Origin of the sequence: Prevotella pallens ATCC 700821, from assembly GCF_000220255.1 — a bacterium.
Classification (GTDB): Bacteria; Bacteroidota; Bacteroidia; order Bacteroidales; family Bacteroidaceae; genus Prevotella; species Prevotella pallens.
In genome coordinates this window covers 1-23,296 of sequence record NZ_GL982514.1, presented here as the reverse complement: position 1 = coordinate 23,296, position 23,296 = coordinate 1, and the positions used below count along the sequence as shown (strand labels likewise).

The 23,296-nt window shown below is 39.9% G+C and carries 14 protein-coding genes and 3 pseudogenes; 11 read left to right on the top strand and 6 right to left on the bottom strand.

Going from position 1 to position 23,296, the window contains the following annotated elements; translation table 11 throughout:
* Position 1 precedes the first annotated feature (1 nt).
* Positions 2 to 2,356 (top strand): AIPR family protein, encoded by a 2,355-nt coding sequence (locus tag HMPREF9144_RS09255; RefSeq protein WP_006045715.1) that lies wholly within the window; start codon positions 2 to 4, stop codon positions 2,354 to 2,356.
* A gap of 219 nt (positions 2,357 to 2,575) precedes the next feature.
* Here HMPREF9144_RS09255 and HMPREF9144_RS14085 read toward each other — a convergent pair.
* The 6 genes and pseudogenes from HMPREF9144_RS14085 to HMPREF9144_RS09230 all read right to left on the bottom strand — a co-directional run.
* Positions 2,576 to 2,722: pseudogene (locus HMPREF9144_RS14085) on the bottom strand (IS1380 family transposase); the annotation flags it as partial.
* 36 nt (positions 2,723 to 2,758) lie between these two features.
* Positions 2,759 to 3,685, bottom strand: coding sequence for an IS982 family transposase (locus HMPREF9144_RS09250; RefSeq protein WP_006045714.1), 927 nt, complete (start codon positions 3,683 to 3,685; stop codon positions 2,759 to 2,761).
* A gap of 187 nt (positions 3,686 to 3,872) precedes the next feature.
* Positions 3,873 to 4,397 (bottom strand): annotated as a pseudogene (locus HMPREF9144_RS13305) (transposase); the annotation flags it as partial.
* Positions 4,398 to 4,530: 133 nt separating this feature from the next.
* Positions 4,531 to 4,923, bottom strand: a pseudogene (locus HMPREF9144_RS09240) (ThiF family adenylyltransferase); the annotation flags it as partial.
* A gap of 124 nt (positions 4,924 to 5,047) precedes the next feature.
* A complete protein-coding gene (locus HMPREF9144_RS09235; RefSeq protein ID WP_006045711.1) occupies positions 5,048 to 5,338 on the bottom strand; it encodes a helix-turn-helix domain-containing protein in 291 nt (96 codons plus the stop codon).
* Positions 5,339 to 5,340: 2 nt separating this feature from the next.
* Positions 5,341 to 5,628, bottom strand: a complete 288-nt coding sequence (locus HMPREF9144_RS09230; protein WP_040595825.1) for a helix-turn-helix domain-containing protein — start codon at positions 5,626 to 5,628, stop codon at positions 5,341 to 5,343.
* A gap of 631 nt (positions 5,629 to 6,259) precedes the next feature.
* On the opposite strand from HMPREF9144_RS09230, the gene HMPREF9144_RS09225 reads away from it, so the two are divergent.
* The 10 genes from HMPREF9144_RS09225 to HMPREF9144_RS09180 all read left to right on the top strand — a co-directional run bounded on the left by HMPREF9144_RS09225 (position 6,260) and on the right by HMPREF9144_RS09180 (position 22,939).
* The gene (locus HMPREF9144_RS09225; RefSeq protein ID WP_006045708.1) at positions 6,260 to 7,534 is read left to right on the top strand and encodes a virulence-associated E family protein; all 1,275 of its coding nucleotides are present in this window, start codon (positions 6,260 to 6,262) and stop codon (positions 7,532 to 7,534) included.
* A gap of 217 nt (positions 7,535 to 7,751) precedes the next feature.
* Entirely contained in the window at positions 7,752 to 8,738 is a 987-nt protein-coding gene (locus tag HMPREF9144_RS09220) for a toprim domain-containing protein (RefSeq protein ID WP_040595718.1), read from the top strand.
* A 4-nt stretch (positions 8,739 to 8,742) separates the two neighbouring features.
* Positions 8,743 to 9,294 carry a DUF3408 domain-containing protein gene (locus HMPREF9144_RS09215; RefSeq protein WP_006045706.1) on the top strand — a complete coding sequence of 184 codons (552 nt, stop codon included), beginning with the start codon at positions 8,743 to 8,745 and terminating at the stop codon, positions 9,292 to 9,294.
* 364 nt (positions 9,295 to 9,658) lie between these two features.
* Positions 9,659 to 10,090, top strand: a complete 432-nt coding sequence (locus tag HMPREF9144_RS09210) for a plasmid mobilization protein (protein WP_006045704.1) — start codon at positions 9,659 to 9,661, stop codon at positions 10,088 to 10,090.
* Entirely contained in the window at positions 10,074 to 11,132 is a 1,059-nt protein-coding gene (locus HMPREF9144_RS09205; RefSeq protein ID WP_006045703.1) for a relaxase/mobilization nuclease domain-containing protein, read from the top strand. Before HMPREF9144_RS09210 ends, HMPREF9144_RS09205 begins: the two co-directional genes overlap by 17 nt.
* 89 nt (positions 11,133 to 11,221) lie before the next feature.
* Positions 11,222 to 11,614 (top strand): HipA domain-containing protein, encoded by a 393-nt coding sequence (locus tag HMPREF9144_RS09200; protein WP_006045702.1) that lies wholly within the window; start codon positions 11,222 to 11,224, stop codon positions 11,612 to 11,614.
* Positions 11,611 to 12,213, top strand: coding sequence for a HipA domain-containing protein (locus tag HMPREF9144_RS09195; protein WP_006045700.1), 603 nt, complete (start codon positions 11,611 to 11,613; stop codon positions 12,211 to 12,213). Before HMPREF9144_RS09200 ends, HMPREF9144_RS09195 begins: the two co-directional genes overlap by 4 nt.
* A gap of 2 nt (positions 12,214 to 12,215) precedes the next feature.
* A complete protein-coding gene (locus HMPREF9144_RS09190) occupies positions 12,216 to 12,881 on the top strand; it encodes a hypothetical protein (RefSeq protein ID WP_006045699.1) in 666 nt (221 codons plus the stop codon).
* Positions 12,882 to 15,081: 2,200 nt separating this feature from the next.
* Positions 15,082 to 17,949, top strand: a complete 2,868-nt coding sequence (locus HMPREF9144_RS09185) for a choice-of-anchor J domain-containing protein (protein ID WP_006045697.1) — start codon at positions 15,082 to 15,084, stop codon at positions 17,947 to 17,949.
* A 1,969-nt stretch (positions 17,950 to 19,918) separates the two neighbouring features.
* Positions 19,919 to 22,939, top strand: coding sequence for a T9SS type A sorting domain-containing protein (locus HMPREF9144_RS09180; RefSeq protein ID WP_006045692.1), 3,021 nt, complete (start codon positions 19,919 to 19,921; stop codon positions 22,937 to 22,939).
* Positions 22,940 to 23,296: the final 357 nt, after the last annotated feature.

The window sequence follows — 23,296 nt, the reverse complement described above, 5'->3', positions numbered from 1 at the left end:
CATGAATAATGACATAAATAAATATTATCTATCTCTCATTCAAGAGATTGCAACCCGCCAACTATCTAATGAAGATGGCGATAATCAAGAGCAAACATTTACTAGATATGTTCTTGATGTATTGTCAGAAGCTGGAGAAACTGAAAATGCAACAGTAGCTTTTGATGAAAAAGACTTAGGAACAAAAAAGCAACATAAAATTAATGGTTATGCAATAGCTGATAATTATGAAACTGTTGACTTATTTATTTCTATTTTTGGGTGTGAAGAAAGCATATATTCAACTCCTAAAGCTGAAATTGATAGAGCTGCTACCAGAATTATTAATTTCTTCAGAAAGGCTGTATATGGTGATTATGCAAATGAAGTTGCAGAATCATCTGAAATATTCGAGTTCGCAAATACTCTATCTTCATATGAAGAATTAAAAGAGAATTTGGTAAGAGTTAATGCCTTTATCCTAACTAATGGAGAATATAAAGGGGAAATTCCTGCTAATATAGAAATCTGTGGATATAAAGTATTCTTCCGGGTGATTGACCTTCGCTATCTTTACCAAGTTACAGTAGAGTCACGCGTGCCTATTGAGATTAATTTTATGGAGGAAGGCTATACTGTCCCATGTTTATCAGCAGCTTCTGAAAACCCAGACTATCAAGCATATGTAGCTATTATACCTGGAATATGTTTGGCCAATTTATATGAAAGGTTTGGTGCCAGATTATTGGAACAAAATGTTCGTTCTTTCCTCCAATTTACGGGAAAAATTAACAAAGGTATCAGAGATACAATTAAAAAAGAGCCACATATGTTCTTGGCCTTCAATAATGGATTAGCGGCTACTGCAGATCACATCGAATTAGATTCTATAGGCAGAAACATTGTCAAGATTTCTAATTTACAGATTGTAAATGGCGGTCAAACAACTGCATCTATCTACCATACATGGAAAAAGGATAAGGCTGACATCTCTGGGATTTTTGTTCAAGCTAAAATCTCGGTGATCAAAAGAGCAGAAGAATTTGCCGATATTGTATCACGCATTTCTCGATATGCAAATACACAAAACAAGGTGAATGACGCTGATTTTACAGCCAATAATGCCCATCTTATTGCGTTTGAGAAGTTATCACGATACATCATGACACCAATAACAGAAGATTCAAACATCCAGACATATTGGTTCTTTGAAAGAGCAAGAGGCCAATATAAAAATCTTCGTCAAAAGGAGGGGTTTACCAAATCTCGCCAAACTGCCTTTGACTTGAAATATCCCAAGAAGCAGGTTATTACGAAGGTAGAACTTGCCAAATATATAAACGCATACGAAGAAGTGTATGATGGGAAAAAGATTTCAATCGGTCCGTTTATCGTGGTACGTGGTAACGAAAAGAACTACAGTAAGTTCATAAATAATAACTTACCTGAAAGTATTAAAAACCTCAATAGCATCTATTATGAAGATGCCATTGCCAAAACGATATTATTCAGAACTGCAGATAAAAGATATGGTACCAAAGTATCTGGAAATAATATTGGTGAGTTGAAACAAGTAGTTGTTCCTTATGCTATTTCTTTATTAACTACCATAACGAAGGGAAAGCTAAACCTCTACAAGATTTGGAAGAACCAATGCCTTTCTAACGCACTTTCTGATTTCATTTATGAGCTAATGAAACAGATTAATGAATTCATTCTCAATGAATCACCTATTTCACATTATATCGAGTGGTCAAAAAAAGAAGAATGCTGGGAGAAGGTTAAGGCATATACTTGGTCTTATGATTTGAATGATATAAAGTCTGATCTCATAAATTCTTCAACTCCAGTCAGAAAAGGTTTTTCACTGAGTCCTGATGAGAACGATGAAGATGTAGCTCATGATATGGAAATTATAGAATCTATTCCATATTCATTGTGGAGAAAAATTGCTGAATGGGGAAAAGAAACTGATTGTTTGTCTATCAATTATCAGTCTGCTGCTCAAGAAACGGCTCATAAGTTGAAGTTTAATCATAAGTTTACTGATTCAGATAGAAGAAAAGCCATAAATATTTATAATATCGTTTGTGAGAAGAATATCGAATTGTTGTTTGAGGCAGATAAGCTTGCTTCCGAAGACGATAAAGCACATAGTGCAAGTCATGCTCCCTCAACTGATTATGATAACGATAATATCACAATTGAGTTGGTTCAAAAAATGGTTGAGTGGGATCGCAGACGTCGTGTCCTCAAAGATTGGCAATGGAAAGTTATGGATGAGATAGCCAATGGGAAACGTCCATTGGGTGAAAGAATGAAAAGAGGAATGTATATGAACTATATAACTCTCAAAAAAAGAGGGTTTACAGAATAAGGACTATATGCTTAATGATAAACGAACATTAACAAATAACCTTATTTCCGCAAACAATTTCCTTGTTTGTTTCAAAACTTGTTTGCGTCTCATTTAACCCTACGAGAAAGGTCGATTTGTCATTTTTTGCTCAACTTATCACAAATAGGTTGGTTATTGGACACAAGTTCCCTTACCCATAGGGAATGGGGAAGATAAAATTCAGCAAAGAGTTTGAAGCTATTCTTTAAAAATCTTGATATAATACTTTTTGGGTGTGTATAGGTTTAAGACGTATCTCCTTCCTGTCTTAATCCATTTGGCAGGTACGTTGATGAAGTGTAATATGAACTTCTTCAAACGACTGCTTTTCTTTAGAGGTTCTATTTGTTGAGACAATTTATACTTGAGTTCGGGATAAGTTTAGTATGAAAAAAGTTCCAACTGCCTTGATTTTTCCACATACACTGGCAGTGCCTCTGGCTTGTTCTCAAAGAAGCAGTATGCTGTAAGGGCAGAACACAAGTTCATGATAAAGTTGTGTATCGAGCGGTGTCTTGAGTGAACAAGGTTGGCTTTGTTCTTGAGTAGTTCGTTAATGCACTCGATAATGTATCTTTTCCTCAGCATAATCTTGTCCCACATAGGCATCAGTTTGTTCTTCATCTTAGCCTTGAGCCCATGAACGAGTTGGATACCTTGACTGAACAGACTATCAAAGAGTTCCTGCTTGATGTACCCTCTATCAGCAAAGATCTTCCCAAATAAGACCTTTGCAAATACCGTCCATACCCTGCTATCTCTGTCATCCACATTTGCTCCTGTAAGACAGAACGTTATCACTTCACCAGAATCATTGCATAGCAGGTGCAGCTTGAATCCATGACACCAGCCCATGGTACCCTTTCCGTCCTTGGCGAGGCCGGCAAAGACTTTGTTGTAATATCGTCGTACATTGTGACATACGGGTATCATTGTGCTGTCAACGAATGTTATACCCGTACACTTGCCGAAGGCATAGAGCTTCATGAACAGCATCATCTTAAAGAACACTCTTGGCATGAGTTCAACGAAGCGGTTATAGGAAACCGCGTCGGGAAAATCCTGACGCATCACCCCTTTGACCCAATTCAAATAATACTCCTTGAAATTGCGATATGCGCCGAAATGATAGCATACCAAAATGGTCATAATCTCACTTTCCGAGAGTCTGCCCTTGCGGTTTCGGTAGCGTTTGCCGTCACTGTTATGGGACGGTAGACGCAGGTTTTTCGCTAATTCGGCACTCAAATTCTTATCAAACTCGTCGATTATACAGAAAATTTCAGTAACTTTGTCCTTGGTAATCATCGTTCAAAAATCTTGTAATCTATTGATTTTCACCTATAAAGATACGAATTTTTGACGAGATTACCAACTTTTTCAAGCCTTTTCTTATCCCGAACTCGCGTAATTTATCAATGAGAAAAAGGTAGAAGTTCTTCAACATTGCTGTAACGAGCATAAAGAAGGTGTTCTGCTCAAGAAAGGAGAAAGGCAGGTGTACCCAGCCAGGAAAGTAACCGTAATCACCTTTATAAGAATATGTTGCATCGTATTTGTGCGCAGGAATAAACTGGTGGTCAAAGTCTAAATCAACGCTGCTTCCTTCGTGTGTCAAACCAAGATGCTTAACCATCGTCAGAAGAAGTTGGTTTAATTTCTCAGCCTTATTGTACTTATAAGCGTGCTTGAATTTATCACAAGTGTAAACCACATTTGCTTCCTTAAGTTCTTTTAAACCACGACCAACAGTGTCTGCCCCAGGAAGTGTACATTTGGGAGATAATGAAAACTGAGCAACGAGCGTGTTAATATCTTCCAAGCAATCAGCACCACATAAATAGCTATAAAACAGCGATGAAATAATATCACTATATTGGAATGCCGTACTTGTACTGCCACGCTGACCAAGCGAGGAGTCAATAATTTGATTGAGTCCAAGTTTGGAAAAAACATCCATTACGTGAAAAATTCCACCCAAAGAGGTTATTTTGTCAGATTTTATTGCTACTTTTGTCATGCCAGTTGGTTGATTATTTTATATGTTTAGTAGCACTAAGATAAGTGAATTTTCTGACATACGCAAGTGTTTGAATACTTTTATGTATCATGCACTTGCTTTTCTTGCAAGCAAAAACGCTGCGGAAATAAGGGATTTTATCAAAGACAAAAGGAGTTTCGTCCTTTAAATCTAAAGCATTGATAGCAACATTGTGATTGGCAATCAATGCTTCGATATTATCTGACGTTAAGAACTCGGTATGTACGGTTATATGTGCATTAGGGTTTATACTTAACAATCGTTCTGCCAAGCACTCAGCTTTATACCTACCGATGTCATTTCCCGTGTAGTTTTGTCTATTTAAGTTAGTCTTTTCTACCTTATCACCATCAACAATGGTGATATGTTCAAAACCTAATCTTAAAGCACATTCTGCCACGATACTACCGATACCAGCACCACCAAGGAATATCTTATAATCCTTGATGATGCTTTGCTCGTTTTCACTCACATAGAGTCTGTTTCTACTATATCTTTCTTCCATAACTGATAATTTATTTTTTGCGAAATTAGAAGTGTATATCAAGAAATACATTACACAAAAGTGTAAAAAGAAGATGAACCAGTTTTTTTTAGATTTTACAACAAATAGAGGTGTGCTAAAATTGTTATGTGTTATAATTTTCCTCTAGTAGCCTCTCCAAATCTGAAACCTTATAGAGTATCTTCCCCGCAAACTGCGTATAGGGTATAATTCCTTTGTCCCTATAATCCTGTAATGTTCGAGGACTGATATATAGCCGTTCACACACCTCCTTACCTGTGAGGAAATGCTCACCGCCAAAGAGAGGCTTGTATGTCTCTGCTACATCCTTTATCCGTTTGCTCACACTTCTTATGGCGGACAGCACCACCTGCATCTCGTCCGAATCCATGTTCAAATCTCTTACTGTTTCCATCTTTATTTATTGTTCTTGGTTTTCTCTGATTTTGTCTGCAACAACCGCTCCACGTCCTCACGCCTGTAATAGCACTTGTGTCCGATTTGTGTAAACGGCAGCACGCCCGTATCACGGTAGTGCTGCAAGGTGCGCTTGCTGATGTTAAGTAACCTGCACACATCACCATTGTGAAGCCAATCTGTGTGCTTACACTTCTCTCCAAATGCCTTGTGGCAGCAGTCGGCAAGACTTAATATCTCGTCCCTTAGTTTCTGCCAGTTCTGGTCTGTAATTATTAAATACCCCATACTTCTATTGTTTTGTTTGTTGTTACTGTTTTTTTGTGTTGCAGCGTTCTGCGCCCCAGCACGATGCAAAAGTAGGAATAGTTTCCTTATGCTCAAAGCACTAAGGAACAGTAGGGAAAACAAAGGAAACACGATGAAAATTTCTTCCTCATTTCTTGTCGTTATCAACACTGAAACACCCACTTTTCTTCTTTCACTGCCAATAGAATATAAAGATACAATCAACCATTTGGCATAAGCCTTCTATCTTGTTCTAAGATTTCTGAGAACATAGAGATAAGCTCTTAATTTTTGCTTACATCTTTTTGTGGATTGCTTTTTGTTTAAATAGGTAGTTATTTTCGCCTTATCCGTTCTTTGTTATTCCTTTACTTATAGCTCACTACCCAAATGTGCAGAATACCGCATTTGAATGTGGTTTGTTACAAAACCAATCAATTATTGGTATTTGTATCATTTCCTTTTATCCTTTGATTTCTCCATTTACTCCACTAAAAACTAAGATGTTTGATGATTTCCCACAAGGAATTTTATAGCAAGTCTATGCAACATTATGCAAGCACACCGAGAATGCTTGGCTGTCAGAATTATCCTCCTTAACTTCACTTTCAGAAACCATTTTAGGACGATTATGAAGAAATGCGCAGACAATAGCAATATACACGCAGAAGACAAGCCGAAGCATAGTAGGCAAACTTCCAAAAACAAGGAGATAGAAAGCTACCTCTCCACCCATTATGACTTCAGGTTCAACACTGTACTTGGCAGAACAGAGTTTTCTCCCAAATATGCCAATGTGTATAGTAAGGTCAGCCGTTATGACATCAATTCCTTTCGCAGGGAACTTGATAGCGAGGAAGGTATTATTACTTCCGCTGATAATCTCTATTCCATCATTGAAAGCAGCTTTTCTCCCCGTATCAATCCCATACAGGACTACTTCAAGGCTTTGCCAACGGTTGATGCTTCAGAAGTGCTGTACAAGATAGAGATAAACCAATGCGCCATCGCCAATCTTGCATCGTGCGTTACCGTCCGTAACTCCGAGAAGTGGCTGCCGTACCTTACCAAATGGCTTGTTGCAGTGGTTGCCAACGCTATGGACGACCGTGAATGCCGTAACCATACCTGTCTTGTACTAACAGGGGAACAAGGAAAGTTCAAGACCACCTTTCTTGATTTGCTTTGTCCGCCTGCGCTTAAAGGTTACAGCTATACTGGCAAGATATATCCGCAGGAGAAGGACACACTCACCTATATCGGTCAGAACCTTATCGTAAACATCGACGATCAGCTCAAAACCCTCAATAAGCGGGACGAGAACGAACTGAAGAACCTCATCACCTGCCCGATGGTCAAATACCGTATGCCCTACGACAAGTATGTGGAGGAACACCCACACTTGGCAAGTTTTGTAGCATCAGTGAACGGCAATGACTTCTTGACTGACCCCACAGGAAGCAGACGATTTCTACCCTTTGAGGTGCTTGCCATTGATATTGAACGAGCTAAAGGTATTTCTATGGATGCAGTCTATACCGAAGCGGAAGCCTTGTTAAACGCTGGCTTCCGATATTGGTTTAACGATGAAGAAATCACGGAACTCTACAAGGAGAGTGAGGACTTCCAAGTACAGACCGCAGAAATGGAACTACTATTACGCTGTTTTGAAAAGTCAACAGAGGACAATCCTCATTGTGCTTATATGACCACTACCGAAATACTCGCTTATTTAGGTGTTTATACGCATCAACCTTTGACACTCAAACGTATGGGCGAAGCACTCAAAAGAGCTGGCTTTGAAAAGGTAAGCAAGAGGCGTGAGGGTTGTAGTCCTGTCTATGTGTATAAGATTAGGAAAATCCATCCTTGCCCATTGGTAAATAGTTGTAGTAGTTTGATATAGTAGCGTATGTAGTATAGTTGTTTACTACAACTCATACCTGAATGTCAATCACTTACAATCAAAATATATGTAGTAAGAAGAAAGTGAAAAAAGTTTTTAGGGGAAAAACTTTAGGAAACGAAAAAGAATAAATGAAGTTTGCCCTATCAGCATAATCAAAATATAATCCGATATAAAATCAGAATGAATAAATGTTCAACCAATAATTATAATGACAATGAAAGAAGAAGATTTATCACGCATCAAGCAATACCCCATAGTGGAGTATCTTGAAAGGAAAGGTATCAAATCTGTGCGTAGGACACCATCTTATGCCCTCTACCGTTCACCGTTTCGTGAAGACACACATCCAAGTTTCAAGGTGGACACAGAGAAGAATCTTTGGATAGACTATGCCGAAGGCAAAGGTGGAAGTATTATCGACCTTTGTATGCGATTGGAAGGCTGCACATTGTCGGAAGGCATCCGCATTTTGGGACGGAACGCACCCGATAGCACTGCTTGTAGTTCTCAAAAGGCAGACATGGCAATGAAAAGAAGTAGCATACCTATGGCATCCGCAAGTGGAGTAAGGAGACTGATAGAAATATCAGACACCTTACCTCCACACTTATTAAAGTATCTTCAGGAAGACCGCTGCATCAACTTAGAAAAGGCTATGCCCTTTCTGCGTTGTATCAGCTATGAGGTAAGAGGGCTGCACTATCAAGCCATAGGTTTCGCCAACCAATCGGGCGGTTATGAACTTCGGGATAACGGCTCTTTCAAGGGAACGATTGCTCCGAAGGATATTACCCCCGTGTTCACGGATAAGATAACGGATAGAATGAAACCGGTCTGCGTGTTCGAAGGTTTTATGGACTTTCTATCCTTCCTTTCAATGAAAGAAGAAATCATCAGCCTTTGCCTTGTGATGAACTCCGTGAGTAATGTGGCAAGGAGCATTCGCTATCTCAATGACAGGCAAGTATCCTCCATTCGTACCTTCCTTGACAATGACGAAGCTGGACGGAGAGCTACGGAGGATTTCATGGAGGCTGGTTTCAAGGTAGATGATATGTCCGTGCATTACAGGAACTTCAAAGACCTCAACGAATATCACATCCATAGGGTGCGTGAACAGCAGAAAAGCCTATCATTGACGATGTCACAAACACAAACCAATCCCATAAAGGTAAAACAAGTTAAACATAAAATGAGATAGAGAAATGGAAAAGAATATGAACACTACAGAAGCGGACAAGAGCCTCGAATGGTATCTGAACGGAGGAGATGACGAAGACGGCAGTGTGCCGACAACGCAAAATGAAGTCGCATTAAAGGGGAGTACCGCTCCCATGAAAGAGCCGATAGAGGATGCACGGCAGCAGGAAAAACGTACGGCAAAAATCCAATCGGAGTGTTCCACGGAGCAATCAGAGCAATCCAGGATGGCACGGCATATTGGGCAATCGCAGAATGCCAAGCGACCGCAGAATGACGAGCGTCCGCAGCACTCCGAGAGCGTTCCTGTTCAGAAACGCATCAGTGCCAAAATGAGAAAGGAAACGCTTGAAGCCTACAAGCAAGCCTATCTTTTACCTGCCAAACTCAGTAATAGGAAGGCTGTCTATCTGAGCAAAGAGACACAGGAACGTGCCGACTTCATTGTGCGAAGATTGGGCGACAGGGGCAGCAACCTTTCAAGTTTCGTGGAGAACCTCGTGCGCAGTCATTTGGAAGAATACCATGAGGATATAGAGAAGTGGAGAAAACTATAAGTATGAGAAAAAGGGTCGAGGGTTTTGCACAAAAAAGGTTGTCCCTTTTCTTTGAAACCCTCGACCCTTACCGAAAAGAAATGAATACAAAATTCTTGACCAAATGCCTGAACGGTGGGAATGCCACGAACGCAGTTAGACACGGAATGCCGTGTATTCACTTTCGGCAGGGGAAACGCCCCAAGGCGTTATCGGTATCTCAGCTGATATTGCAAGACGTCAGTTTGTACCCACAAACTGCGCTTGCTCCCCTCGTCTATCTATCGGGGAGATAAGACCGTAATCACTCCGTTCTCATCGGTCAGTATTCAGAAATTAAGCAGCAACGAATCATCCATAATGCTTAACTTTCAGAGAAACTTATATGAAGAAATACAGAAGAAAAGCTACCCAATGGCAGCAGAAGAACAATGAAGAAAAACAGATGAACAAGACGGAGTTCATCAAGGTTAGGTGTACTTTGGAGGAGAAGCAGCGCATCAAGGCAAAAGCAGAAAGCACAGGGCGGAAGTTCTCCGAGTACTGCCGTGAGATTCTTTTGAATGGTGAAGTGGTAGCCGTTCCCAAGATGACCGACAATGAAAAGGAAGCCATTGCCGTACTCCACCGAACGGGAATGTACTACGCACAGGTTTCCAACCTCATCAGGATAAAGGACGAGTCATGGGTGCCGATAACCAAGAACCTTTCCATATGTGCCAAAGAAGCATTTAAGCGTTTTTTCGACCCTCACTTTCGGATTGATGATGATATTTATAAGGTCTTAAATTTGACGAGAGATGATAGGAAAGTGTAAGGCGATAGCGCACGGAAGTACAGCTTTAGACTATATTTTCAGAGAGGGCAAGTTAGGTAATCGGCTTGCCTTCCACAATCTTTGCAGCAGGGAGCCGAAGGCTATCCATGAGGAAATGAAGGTGGTCAGCGACTACAACAGCCGATGCAGGAACAAGTTCCTCCGTATCGAAATAGGTATCGCTCCGCAGGACAAGAAGAAACTGCCTATTTCTGAATTGATGAGGATATCTCATCTGTTTGCCAAGCGAATGGGGCTTGACTATCACCAATGGGTAGCCGTAACACACAAGGACACCGACAACAGGCATATTCATATCATCGCCAACCGCATCAGTCTGTGTGGAGAGGTATATGACACCACTTTTGTGAGCAACAGGGCAGCGAGGGTGGCGGAGGACATCAGCAGGGAGAAAGGCTTGACTATCGCAAAGGAGGTCAAGGCGGAGAGGAAACACCAAAAGGTAAAAGCCAATCCCACAAGAGAGGAAGCAAAGAAAGAACTGCAAAGAATATGCTATACCCTGCTTGATAAATACAAAGGTACAGGCATCACGGGACATTCCATGTTCCTCTACGAATTAAACAAGAACGGCATTACCATAGAGCGCGTGAAGAACAAGCAGGGAAAGGTCTATGGCTTGAAGTTCTCATACAGAGGACAATCTTTCAAGGCGTCGGAAATAGGCAGGGAGTTCGGCTACCGTTCCCTGAAGAATAACTTTGAACCAACTAACAAAGAAGCATTAAAAAGACCACACCAAACGTTACAGGAACCGATAGAAAAGAACGAACAGCCTGATACAGGTTATCAACTTGTACCCAAAAGCCGTTCCTCTATCTCACGAGACAATGACATCCCACAAATGCAAAGTCCCATTGACGCAGTGGCTGATACTGCCATGAGCGTAGTCGATGAAGTGTTGGAAGGCTTAGGCGGGATGATTACACCAACCGCACAGGGCGATGATTATGCCGAAGCAGCATGGCAGCGCAAGCTCAGATACCAAGCGAACAGAAAGAAACGAGGGAGAGGATTATAGAAAATGCTTAATTTCAAAAGATTTCTTTCTTGACAAGGCATAGTTTTCACTTAAAATTGTAACTTTGCACAAAATATATAGTAAAATTAATGGAATTCCACGATGTCTCTAATTGGCCTAGAATATCCGCCTCTTCTACGAAAGGGACGAGAGATAAACTTGTGCTTATAGATCCCAATATGGGAGACATCTACTTTTTAAAATTCCCGATGGTTCGTGAAAAGCGAGACTATACTCCAGAAAATTGGTCTGAAGTTCTTGCATTTGAGATAGGTACAGCACTAGGCTTTAAAATCCTGAAATATGATCTTGCTATTTATAATGGTAGAATTGGTTGTATTTCCAAGAATATGATAACTCCCAATGATAATGAATCTCTCGTTGAAGGACATTCTATACTTTCTCACCATGATCCAACATATGATCCAAGTGATAAAAATCATATTCGCGATATACATTTGAGTTTGTACAAAACGCTTTGAAAGCCTACAATGCGGAATTCTACATACAGGAATTTATTCGTACTTTAATATTTGATGCTATAATTGGAAATAGCGATAGACATCAAAGTAACTGGGGTATCATTGAGTCAATAAATATAACAAAAATAGAAACGAATAAAAACAACTTTAGTTTTTTATTTAAGAAGCATAGAAAACAGAGTATAAATTTGGAAATTAATGTTAGAAAAAAAAGTGCTCCAATATATGATAGCGGTTGTTGTCTAGGTCGTGAATTTAGCGAAGAACAAATACAGCAGCATTTAGATATTCAAAGTAAGTTTGATAAATATATTAGAAATGGTGTATCTGAACTTAGAATAGAAGAAACAAGAAAGAAACCTTCTCATGAAGAACTTTTGAGATTTATAAAGAAACATGAAGAATGGAGTCCTTTTATAGATAATGAGATTAGGAATGTATTGAATGTTTACAATCAAAAAGAAATATATGAATTAATTACTAATATAGATAGTAATCTCCCAGAACAATACAGAGAAAAATATGGTTTAACATATGCCCGTAAAGAGTTTATTTTTCAGGTGATAGATACACGAATCAATAATCTAAAGAAAATTTGACTATGCATCCACATATAAAATGTATCATATTAGTTTGGCGATTGGGTAAAGGTTATCGCAGAATACCTGTAGCAACAATCAAGTCCAATACCTCTCAAACAACTTTCAAATATATCAAGAATGGCGTTGAAAAAGCAAAAAAAGATGGATTTGTTTGCTTTCCTGATTTCCCTGACACAGAGAAATTACACAGTATAAATGTGCTAAAAATATTGTCTTTACGCATTAATGACAGCGAGCGTAGCGATATAGAAGATTATTATAAGTTTTGGGAGATTCCTGTGTCTGCACAAAAAGACACTTATCGACTGTTAGCCTACACACAAGGAATGCTTCCAACAGATAATTTTGAATTTCTTGCAGAATATTATGGTGTAGAAGGTATTAGATTTGTTTCAGAATTGACAGGTCTGAGCGTAAATACACATGACAACATATACATTAATGAAGGAGACGAGTTGGAATGGAAACAAGAAAGGGATAACAAATTTGATCCTTGTGCTGTATCTGTTTATAAAAATAAAGTAAAATTAGGATATATTAAGTGTATCCATAGCCATGTTTTTTATCTGCCAAATTCACAAAATTTAAGAATACGGGTTAAGAAAATAGAACATAACGATTATATCTCTCGAACTTTTATTCTAATATATAATAACTACAAGTAAATATGGTTTATAATAGATCGTTTTCCAGTTCTTACACTCCCCCTATCTATATTAGCACAGCATATAGGAAAATGAAAAGACTATAATATTTCATCATAAACGCTTGTTATTCGGTAACAAAGTATTATCTTTGCAGACAGAATAACAAGCGTTCTTTGTTAGGCAGAAAACAGCGAAGCCAAGTAGCTTGCTCGTTTCCAAATCGTTACCTATTCAGTTTTATAAACAAGGTAACTTCTTTATTTGCAATTAGTTGCATTTTAGAAATCATCTTAAGAGGCAAGAAGTAGGTTTTTGCATTGCAAAAGTATGGTTTTTGTTTTTTGAATGTTGTGTTGTTGCAATTTGTTTGGAATGTTATGGTAATTTGTCAGCAACATTTTGGCAATCCGTTCGCAGCTGTAGGGGTCCGATTTATCGTGCCCGTGTCCACGAATACCCCGAAATTATATTGCGTATTTATGCCGTTGGCATTACAATTCGCATCATTTCGACATATCAAAACCATTTGGGTTGGATTGAAGAACGGGCACGATGAATCTGCCCCTATGCCTTACGTATTGTTCGTTGCCATACATTTACGCAATATATGGATATTGCGTATTGTTCGCTGCTGTATATTTTGCACCATAAACAAATGGTATGGTGTGTGCGTTGGTGTGTTTATTGATGTCCATTTACGATGCCTCTTGTGTGAATAAACATACTAATAACCACAGAAAATGAATATAACCACATCTGGAAATACACAAAAATAAAAAGGGAACACAACCTAAATTGTGTCCCCCCACCGTTTTCTTAGTGTTAATTAAATTTAGTAATGAAATACACGGTGTACATTTTACCCCGCTCTGCCATGCTTCTTAGGGCGCGGCATTTCCTTTTTTGCTTGTTGTTTTTATAGTCATTGAGAGGGTTATGCGCCACTTCTGTTAGTTATCTTAGCATTCTTAAGTAAGCTGAAACACCTATTGCACCTACTGTTTCTTCTTGTTTTAGAACATATAGAATGCCTTGCAAACTGGTGTATGTATGGCTTTCTTCAGGGGTATAGCACACCCAAAGCACCATAATGCCATCTTTTTAGAGTCTCAAGACTACCCAACACGCCTATTTCTTAGTATCTTTTAATTGGCTGCAGACTCTGTTTTTATACCAGCGAACATAGTTTGGTTATGATATGAACGTAATTTTTGTGGTCATCAAATACTGTTTCTGTTGTTTTCAGATATCCATAAACGAATCTGCAGAGTAGCTGTTTGTGTCTTCCTAACCTCTTTTTGTATTCTCGAATAGCCTTTTTCGCATTGCTTCTAACACGTTTGTATGTTGCTTTCAGCGGTTTTCCGCATTGCTTCAAACACGTTTTCGCCTTGCTTCTAACAACTTTCCGTGTTGCTGCAAACGGCTTTTGGCATTGCTGCGAACATGTGTTTATGTATGTTGTAACACGTTCTTAGCTCTTTCCGAGTACATCTTTGGCTTCCCTCAGACACTCTTTTGTTGTTTTTTAAATACTCCTTTCGCATTCTTCCGCCCCTTTGTTGTGAGCCTCCGAACACATTAAAATTTTTAAATGAACACTCTTTACTTCTTTGCGTACACTGCTTTTGCAGTTGGTTCGCTTTAGTTTTCTTGTCCGAAAAACACCCTTTTGTGTTCTGCGAACATAGGTTTCGTGCTACTCGAGCTAGCTAAAACCTACCATGTAGTGGTATTTCAACTAAATTTTTGTACGGGCAACTCATCGCAATAGCCACGATGTTGTGTTGTCTTCGGGCTTGTTTTGCCCTCTCTTTGTACCGTTTCGTGCTCTCTTTTATTATGCCTTCTTGGTTCGAAAACCCCTTTCGAGGTAATGTGTAGAGTAGCGTTCGAAACACCTTTATATATATACTAGATTTAACAAATAGTTTTGTCTACCTCTAACATGTACTGCAAAGATAAGGCATTTATTTGGTATTGTCAAATAAAAACAACTTTTTTTTCTCTTTTTTTTACTGTGTACCCAAACAGAACATTAGCCTTTTGAACGATGATAGTACGGTTGTTATACTCCGATTTATTGACAAACGATAATTAATTATTGAGAAATAGTACCATTGCTTTATACTTTTCTCTAAATAATTTGCAGGTTTATAGAAAATAATATCTACTTTTGTAAGCGAAAAATCTATCTAAATTAAAATCTATACTGAATATGAAGAGAAGTGTAATAGCTGCTTTTTTGCTGTGCTCAATGGGTATACAGGCACAGAATGTAAAGCTTCCGTGGACGCAAGAGTTCACCAACGAACAATCGTTAGACCGTTTTACGGTGATTGATGCCAATGTAGACGACCAGGCATTTAAGTTTAGTAACACAGCTTTTGCTGCATCTTGTGTGCGCACGCAAGACGCTAACGACTGGCTGTTAAGTCCTGCCATACCCCTGAAAGCTGGCAAAACCTACGAACTTTCGTACACCGTGAGTGGCGAAACTGCCAATGCTACAGAAACATACGAGGTGAAACTGGGTACTAACAAAACCGTAGAGGCGCTAACAAAAACCATTGCTGCCAAAACAAATGCCCCTGCCGACTTTATTGAAAAACAAACCGTTACGGTGTTGTTCTCGGTTGATAGCGATGCCGAATACTATTTGGGGTGGCACTTTAACACCGAAATGCAATTAGAAGCAGGTGCTTTAAACATTTATAATGTGGCACTAAAAGAGAAGCTTGGCAATGGTGTTCCAGCAGCAGTTGCCAATGCTAAGGTTACACCAGCCCCCAATGGAGGACACTTTGCCGATATTTCGTTCACCGCTCCAACACAAAATCAGGCAGGCGCAACACTGTCTGCATTGTCTAAAATAGATATTTTTAGAGGAGAAGAACTAGTGAAAAGTTTTGCAAATCCCACACCGGGAACTACTTTAAACTATACCGATAGCAATGTGCCAAACGGCAAAACAACCTATAAAATTACACCTTTTAGTGCCGACGGAGAGGGTGCTTCTACCGAAATAGATACCTTTGTGGGGATTGATATACCTGCTGCCGTGCCAAAACTAAGCTTTACTTATGCTAACGGAAAGGCACATATAACATGGGAAAAGGTGGCTACGGGTGCGAACGGAGCATACGTAAACCCTGAAAACATTACCTATACGCTGCGACGTGGTAAGGCTACCGAAATAGCAAAAAACCTGAAAAGCAACACATTCGAGGACACTCCACCTGCTCAAGACGAACAAGAAGCATTGGCATACGTGGTTTCTCCGGTGAACGAAGCTGGCGAAGGAGAACGCACTTACTCTAATATTGTTGTTACAGGAAAGCCTTATAAGCTGCCCATAAACGAATCGTTTGCTAACGGGAAGCTATCTTACTTCTGGTTGGTAGACTACAATAAGCGTAGCAGATGGACGCCTTTCCACGACGAATCGAGCTATTCGCAAGACGGAGATGGTGGATTTGCTGGTTTCACACCTATGGTAGAAGGCGAATGGTCGGTATTAGAAACAGGCTTAATAGACCTTAATCAGGCTACCGACCCTATGATATCGTTCTACTATAAAACCCATCAGAACTCGGAAGATGTATTTAATATATGGGTAGCAAAGGACTATGGAACTCCCGAAAACATTGCTACCATAGACTTAGACAATACTAATGTGCGCGAATGGATTAAGGTAGAGCTTCCTCTAAAGAAGTTTGTGGGGGCTAAATTCGTACAAATTGGATTCGATTATAAGGGCACAGCCTACAACAGTAATATATATATAGATAATGTGAAAATATTCGACCGCAAGGCGAACGACCTATCTATAAAAATGAAAGAGGCACCCGGAAAACTGCGAGTAGACTATGCTGCTAACGTAACTGTTGCGGTTTCGAACAACGGTTCTACACCTGCAACAAACTATAATATAGCTGTTTACAATGGCGAAACACAGTTGGCTACAGCAAAAGGAAACACCATTGAACCAGGAAAAACTGCCGAAACAACACTCACATTCACACCACAACGCAACATTGGCAATGCGGTTAATCTATATGCACGCATAGAAGGCAATGCCGACGAGGACCCAATAAACAACGTTACCGACACCGTTAGTTTACAAGTGGCATATCCTGTGTATCCAACAGCTAAACAACTGAAAGCCACTGCCGGGGCTAAAAACACCCTAACATGGGTTGCTCCCGATGCACAACGCACCACAGACGAGGCTGTTACAGAGAGTTTTGAAACCTATCCAGACTTTACTCGCACTGCAATAGGCGACTGGTTGCTATACGATATGGACAATCACACCGTGTATGGATTTAACGAAAGCACCTTCCCGGGTATGGGAGAACGACAAGCTTGGACGGTTTTCAACTATGCGGCAACCACTCCTGCCAGTGGCGAAGCATGGAAAGGACACACCGGAAACAAGGTTCTTATTGCCTTCGGAGCACCATACGCCATAACAGAAAACTGGCTGGTATCGCCCGAACTACCGGGTAAGGCGCAAACAATAAGTCTCTGGGAGAAAGCATTCAACGGCACAAGCAGCGAAACTTATAACGTTCTCTACTCAACAGAAACCTTCAATCGTGCCGACTTTAAGGTGCTAAAAGATAAGCACGTTGTGCCTACATCATGGACAAAGTCGGAATATGCACTGCCAGAAGGCACAAAATATTTTGCCATCGTGGCATCGAGCACAGACGGATATGCTACACTCATAGACGATATAAACTATCTTCCAGCATCGTCGGCAGCCCTTCAGTTGTCGCTTGTGGGCTATAACATCTATCGAGATGGCATAAAAGTGAACGCCACACCCGTACCAACCACACAGTTTACCGACGAAGTGGGCGGTGCACACACCTACAACGTAACTGCCGTTTACGACAAAGGCGAAGCCCGTTTCTCTAATTCGGCAGAAGTAACCACAGCCGATGGCATAACAGAAGTGTCGGCAAACGAACACGAAACCAATGCAGATGCTCCACGTTACGACCTCTCCGGACGTCGTGTAAACGCCAACTACAAAGGCATTTACATAACAAAGGGCAAGAAGCACATAGCAAAATAAGCCATAACAGTGCTGCAATGGAGTAGGGAAAAAGTAGCCAGCCATTTGCGAAATTGGTCTGACAGCAATTAAATAATGTAGAAAATTCAGCATTAAATAATAGCCAGCCATTTGCAAAATTGGTCTGACGGCAATTAAATAATGTAGAAAATTCTGCATTAAATAATAGTTAGCCATTTGCAAAATTGGTCTGACAGCAACGAACTTCAATTAGTTTGGTGAACCTATTCCCACATTCATAAAAAACAGAAACCACCCTTTTGCTCGTCAAAAGGGTGGTTTTTGCGTTGCAAAAGTATGGTTTTTGTCGTGCAAAAAGGTGGTTTTTACATTGCAAAAAGGTGGTTTTTGTTTTGCCAACAATAAACATTCGTGGAACAACCACAGTATTAGTGTTATACGAATATTACGTAACCGCAAACCGTTCGCCACGTAATTGGCAATCCGTCAGCAGCTGTAGGGGCAGATTTATCGTGCCCGCGTATATGAATGTACCCACAAAATGGCAATCCGTCAGCAATGTTTTGGCAGACCGTCAGCAGCCGTAGGGGCGGATTTATCGTGCCCGCATATATGAAAACACCCACAAAATGGCAATCCGTTCGCAATGTTTTGGCAATCCGTTCGCAGCCGTAGGGGCCGATTTATCGCGCCCGCATATATGAATGTACCCACAAAATGGCAATCCGTCAGCAACATTTTGGCAATCCGTCAGCAGCCGTAGGGGCCGATTTATCGTGCCCGCGTATACGAAAACACCCACGAAATGACAAACGGAAATGTGCGTGTGGTGAAATGAATATACATATTTAATAATGTAAAAATACATATTCGGTGATTTGAATACACATATTTAATAATGTGGAAACACATATTTAGTTATGGAAATACACGTTTTTGATTACGTAAGGATACGGGCACGATGAATCGGCCCCTACGCCTAACGGTGTGTTCGTTGCGCATTTCACGGATTGTTCGTTGGCATTTTGTGGAATGTTCGCAATGTTTTGGCAATCCGTCAGCAACATTTTGGCAATCCGTTCGCAATGTTTTGGCAATCCGTCAGCAATGTTTTGGCAGGCTGTCAGCAGCCGTAGGGGCCGATTTATCGCGCCCGCATATACGAAAACACCCACAAAATGACGAACGGAAATGTGCGTGTGGTGAAATGAATACACATATTTAATAATGTGGAAACACATATTTAGTTATGGAAATACACGTTTTTGATTACGTAAGGATACGGGCACGATGAATCGGTCCCCTACGCCTGGCGGGGTGTTTCGCAACCCATTTCGTTGGTGTTCGCAACGTTATCGCAATCCGTCAGCAATGTTTTGGCATACCGTTCGCAGCCGTAGGGGCGGATTTATCGTGCCCGCATATACGAAAACACCCACGAAATGACGAACGGAAATGTGCGTGTGGTGATGTGGAAATTTGTATTTAATAATGTGGAAATGCGTGTGCGTTGAAATGAATATACATATTTAATAATGTAAAAACACATATTTGGTGATTTGAAAACACATATTTAATAATGTGGAAATGCGTATTTGGTTATGGAAATACACGTTTTTGGTTACGTCAGGATACGGGCACGATGAATCGGTCCCCTACGCCTAACGGGGTGTTCGTTGCATATTTCACGGATTGTTCGTTGGCATTTTGCGGAATGTTCGCCACGTTATCGCAAACCGTTCGTCACGTATTTCGTGTGTGTTCGTTGCGCATTCGTTGGTTGAATATGATGTGTTTGTAAAATAAAAACTTTTAAAAAAATTTGACTTATCAGTTTTTTTGTTTATCTTTGCCATATATCAGAATATCTTTGTTACGGTTGTTTGCAGTGCAATAGTAAACTAAAGTCTGGTGAATGTGATCATAGAGTAACTAAAAATACTATGATAGCTTACTTTTTAAGAGAGTTATTTAACTGCTAAATTAAGGAACTAAAAACTTTATTACAATGAAAAAAGCATCTTTATTAATGTTATTACTATTCTTTTTCTGTGGTATGCAGGCTGACGATGTGAAGCTTTTAGGCGACGACACCTATTCTTTAGCTATTTCTCCTAATGGGAAATACGTTGTAGGATATAACCCATCGAAAATCCGATCGGGGGTTGGCACAGAGAGTTTCGTGTATAATGTGGGTAGCGGAACCCTAAAATGGATAACAACCGATAGCTCAGACGATTGGAAAACCTGTGGAATGTTTAGAGATGTAAACGATTTTGGAATGCTATGTGGGTCGGTAAAAGATTTAGAACACTATATAGATTTCTACGGAACAACCGCTCCTACCAACATAGCAGCAGTGTTTGAAGATGGAAAAATAGTGAAATTGCCTTACGGCGACTTAGATATGAGTAAAATAAAACAGCACGAAGATGGTACGTTTGCAACATCACTATCTAACGATGGTAAGGTGGTTGTGGGCTATTGCAAATGTTCTAACTTTGCATTTGCCTATCCATTGAAATGGACGTGCACAGCAAATGGCAACTGGAAAATGGAGAAGTTGGCACTACCATCGGGCTATGAATATGGTATAGCCATTAGTGTATCGGCTGACGGACACACTATTGCAGGTTTGGCAATGGGTGGCGGACAAGCCATAGCGTGCTATTGGATAGATGGAACGTGCTATACGGTGAAGTGTAAAGACGAAGATGCCGAGCTGGCAAAGCTAAAACAGATGCGTATGATAGATATGAGCGCTAATGGAAAATACTTTATTTTTTCGCTTTCAAGCCGCTCAGACTATCGACTTTTCGAGGTAGAGAAAGGCACATACCGCATTTTGCCCACCTTTGAAAGTAACGAACAGATGCGCATACCCACTGTGGCAGACAATGGCGATGTGTTTGGCGCAATAACGTATGATGCTTTTAGCATGGGCGGAATGTCGTATAGAAACTTCTGGTACCAGTATTCGTCTGACAGAATATTCGATTTCACCTATTATCTTTACCTCTTCAATCAGCAATTAAGGTTGCCATTTCCTTTAAACTACGAGGCTCAGGCACAAGCTTTTCCTGCTGCAGTGTCGGCAGATGGCAACATTATAACAGGTAATAAAGACGTAAATGTGGCATCTGGACAAACTCCCAAGGCATGGATAGTGGGCGTAAGCAAACACGAAATAGAAATTCCTGCTACACCAAACAAACCCAAAGCAACATCAACAGGACTGCATAAGGTAGAACTTTCGTGGGAAATGGAAAAAGAAAAATATAAGCAACTAACACTGAAAGGATATAATGTGTATTGCGATGGCGATAAAATAGTAACCCTGAACGAACTGAAAAACGAAATGAAAGTAACATTAAACGATGTTTATGCAGGCTATCGTAAGTTCGCAATAGAGGCTATATACACCGATAAACAGGGAAAAGAACTGCTTTCGCCACGTTCAAATGCTAACGAAATAGCTATTCCAGAAAACTATTCGTTCCCACTTTTCGAGAATTTTGAGCGGAGTTCGCTACAAGCAAATTACTGGACTACAACCAGAGAATATGGCGATTTGGCAGACACCGAATGGATAGTGGCAGCCCAAGTGGGACACATGGGTACAATGGGACTAACTTCTGGTGCGTGCACACTACAGCCTTATTCATCGAGAATGATAAGTAGACCTATTGATGCAACACACGTGAACAATGTGAAATGCTCGTTTTTGGCACTTTGTAACGAAGAAAACGTACAAGGAAATAAGGAACCCGACCTAACCAAAGACACACTTAGCGTAGACTATTCTATAGATGGTGGCAAGTCGTGGAATGTGGTTAAAGAGTGGACAGTGAAAGAATTGCCACACTTAGAAGGCATTCTGACATTCGATTTAACAAAACAAGTGGCAGGAAAAGTGTTCCAAATACAATTTCGTAAACACGGAAAAGGTGGAGTAAGCTATTATTTCTATTTAGACAATATTATGATAGGGAGCGGAAATAACGTAGATGCACCCAAAGGATTTACAGGAAAAATAATAGATAACAACGTGTTTCTGATGTGGAAAAACAATAAAAACAGCTATCTGCTGAACTATCTTTTCGAACCAGAAGCACCCGGATATACGCTTGGAAACGAAGGAAACGAACTTATTGGAGCAAATAAATTCACACCAAACGAACTCGCACCATATCATGGAAAGTACTTAACATCGGTAACAACCTACCTTAATTATTACGACGATGTGGACGAAGAGAAAGGCATTCATGCGGCAGTTGTGGTGTTTGAAGATGGAAAACTTGTTTGCGAACAAGAGATAGAGAACATTAGTTTCAACGAAAATATAACCCAAAAACTAAATAAGCCCATCAAAATAGACGGTTCAAAAGAACTAATTGTAGGTATTAAAATACACGATTACGATGCCGACCAGATACCTCTAACCTACGAAAGCTCCACATATTTCGTAGCCGGAAAAAGCGATATCTACTCTGAAGACAACGGTAAAACATGGCAAACAGTGCACGACTTTTATGGAAACGACACAGAAAAAGGCTCTTGTTGCTGGCGAATAACAGGTAATATAACCGATAACCCAGACGATGTTGTAGAACAAGAAGACGATGGACTTGTTGGGTATAACATCTTTCGAAATGGCATTCAACTGAATAATACCTGCATTCCTTGCGAATCTACACGCTACATCGATAGAAAACCAATCGACAAAGCAGAATATATCGTTGTGGCATACTACAACGATGGGCGAGAATCAACACCAACAATACCATTCATTGCCAATTTAACCAACGAAATAAAACCAGTAATAAACAAATCAATTCTAACAATAAACAAAAACGAAATAAAACTAAATGCAAAAGGAAAACTGAGTCTATACGCTGTAAACGGACAGCTAATAGCCAAAGAAAAACAGGGCGCAATTCAGTTAAAAGGCATTCCATCAGGCATTTACATAGTAGTAATAGAATATAATAACCAAAAACTAACACAGAAAATAATTATCAACAACTAAAAGAAAAATAGATAATCAATAACAAAAAAATGGGGCACGTTTGCTTTGTGCCCCATAAAAGTTTCTACTAAAATACAAAATGCTCCTCCTATATAATACCCAATGTCCTCCTATATAATGCAGAATACCCCCTATATAATGCAGAATGTCTTCCTATATAATGCATAATGTCCCCCTATATAATGCATAATGCCCCCCTATATAATATAAAGTGTAAAACAACTTCGCCTGTTAATGAAACTAAAAATATAGCATCTGCTTATCTTTTTTCTTATAAAAGTTTGGTGGTTATTATTTTTTGTCATACCTTTGCACTCGCTTTTACGGCAAGCAGTTTATCTGTTAGTTGTTTATAAA

Bases quoted from the DNA above. Each gene is read 5' to 3' on its own strand.
- HMPREF9144_RS09215 (WP_006045706.1), top strand. From the start codon at position 8,743: ATGGAAAAGAATATGAACACTACAGAAGCGGACAAGAGCCTCGAATGG.
- HMPREF9144_RS09185 (WP_006045697.1), top strand. From the start codon at position 15,082: ATGAAGAGAAGTGTAATAGCTGCTTTTTTGCTGTGCTCAATGGGTATA.
- HMPREF9144_RS09200 (WP_006045702.1), top strand. From the start codon at position 11,222: ATGGAATTCCACGATGTCTCTAATTGGCCTAGAATATCCGCCTCTTCT.
- HMPREF9144_RS09205 (WP_006045703.1), top strand. From the start codon at position 10,074: ATGATAGGAAAGTGTAAGGCGATAGCGCACGGAAGTACAGCTTTAGAC.
- HMPREF9144_RS09250 (WP_006045714.1), bottom strand. From the start codon at position 3,685: ATGATTACCAAGGACAAAGTTACTGAAATTTTCTGTATAATCGACGAG.
- HMPREF9144_RS09180 (WP_006045692.1), top strand. From the start codon at position 19,919: ATGAAAAAAGCATCTTTATTAATGTTATTACTATTCTTTTTCTGTGGT.
- HMPREF9144_RS09255 (WP_006045715.1), top strand. From the start codon at position 2: ATGAATAATGACATAAATAAATATTATCTATCTCTCATTCAAGAGATT.
- HMPREF9144_RS09230 (WP_040595825.1), bottom strand. From the start codon at position 5,628: ATGGGGTATTTAATAATTACAGACCAGAACTGGCAGAAACTAAGGGAC.
- HMPREF9144_RS09190 (WP_006045699.1), top strand. From the start codon at position 12,216: ATGCATCCACATATAAAATGTATCATATTAGTTTGGCGATTGGGTAAA.
- HMPREF9144_RS09220 (WP_040595718.1), top strand. From the start codon at position 7,752: ATGAAAGAAGAAGATTTATCACGCATCAAGCAATACCCCATAGTGGAG.
- HMPREF9144_RS09235 (WP_006045711.1), bottom strand. From the start codon at position 5,338: ATGGAAACAGTAAGAGATTTGAACATGGATTCGGACGAGATGCAGGTG.
- HMPREF9144_RS09210 (WP_006045704.1), top strand. From the start codon at position 9,659: ATGAAGAAATACAGAAGAAAAGCTACCCAATGGCAGCAGAAGAACAAT.
- HMPREF9144_RS09225 (WP_006045708.1), top strand. From the start codon at position 6,260: ATGAAGAAATGCGCAGACAATAGCAATATACACGCAGAAGACAAGCCG.